Genomic DNA, 1,273 nt, shown 5'->3' on the forward strand with positions numbered 1-1,273 from the left:
CGCTTCCAGGGCCAATACTTCGACCCGGAAAGCGGCCTGCACTACAACCGGCACCGCTACTACAATCCCGAGACCGGCCGCTATTTGACGCCTGATCCGAGCAAGTTGGCGGGTGGGCTCAATGGGTACCGCTACACGGTGAACCCGACGGGGTGGGTGGATCCGTTGGGGTTGGTGGATTGCCCGGGGAAGGGTGGGTGTCGGCCGGCGGTTGGGGGGCAGGATCCGGCGGGGAAGGTTCAGGTAGATGAGGGTGAGCCGACGCTGCCGATGACGGCGGAGCAGCGGGCACAGGAGCATGAACTAGCGGAGGCAAAAGCTTATAAGGAGTTAAGGGAGATGGAAGGTTCTATTGATGGTGCTCACTTTCTGGAAAAACACGGTGCGCAGACTACCTTGCAATCGCAAATGGAACGGCTGCAATCTGGTAAAAACCCTACAACGGGTGAAATTGAACGTTATACCAAAGGTAAAAAAAAGGGAGAACCTAAAATCCCTACTGCGGCAACACACTTCATAAGTCATCGAGATCAACTTTATGCGATAAATAGAGCACGGCTTGTTTTCAAAGAAAGTGGTCTGCAGCAATCTCGTGAGCCTATTGAGTTTGGAAGAAAAGTCGGAGAGGGATATAAAAAGGAAGGGTTGGAATATGGCGAGCAAACAAAGGCTGTGGTGATACTGAATGACAAAGGCCTTCCGATAACCAGTTATACGGAATTTGAGTGATGACGAAGTCGTCTGATATGGTTGTGCTAAGAAGTCTCTTATTTGTATTTGATATAGAGAATACGATAGATGAGGCAAGGGAGGAGATTATTGTCTCGAAGGATATCAACGCCGACTCTGAGTTGGTGGAGTTGTTTGATTCCTTGCTTAAAGCTGATTTTTTAACATTTCAATCTCATGAGCGCGAATGGTTTATTGAAAAAATTTCCTTCTATCTGGAAGAGGGGGCGAATTTTGATGAGATATTTTCGAGGATAACCACATATTTCGATGATGATGTTAAGGATCCGCCTCACTTTATGAGAGTTTTGCTGAGCTGCCTCAAGCGCTATCAGTCAGAAGTGGCCGAAAACTCATAACTTAATTTAGAAAGAGTATTTAATCGTTACCTGCTGCGTGAATGCATCCCTAAAGCAGCGAACTCAATCCCTGACACTCTGAGTTGTCTAGTTTGATCGTTCCCACGCTCCGCGTGGGAATGCATCCCGTGACGCTCTGCGTCACATTCAGAAGCGGAACGCAGAGCGTCCCTGGCGACATTCCC

Annotated in this window: 2 protein-coding genes; both read left to right on the forward strand. The window is 48.7% G+C overall.

What is annotated here, in order from left to right; genetic code table 11:
* Positions 1-729 (forward strand): RHS repeat-associated core domain-containing protein (locus tag BLP82_RS30015; RefSeq protein WP_139198031.1); only part of this gene is annotated, 729 nt, incomplete at its 5' end.
* Positions 729-1,088, forward strand: coding sequence for a hypothetical protein (locus BLP82_RS30020; RefSeq protein ID WP_092177200.1), 360 nt, complete (start codon positions 729-731; stop codon positions 1,086-1,088). The genes BLP82_RS30015 and BLP82_RS30020, both read left to right, overlap by 1 nt.
* The last annotated feature ends 185 nt before the right edge of the window (positions 1,089-1,273 follow it).

The organism is Pseudomonas sp. NFACC37-1, assembly GCF_900101575.1.
GTDB lineage: Bacteria > Pseudomonadota > Gammaproteobacteria > Pseudomonadales > Pseudomonadaceae > Aquipseudomonas > Aquipseudomonas fluorescens_AA.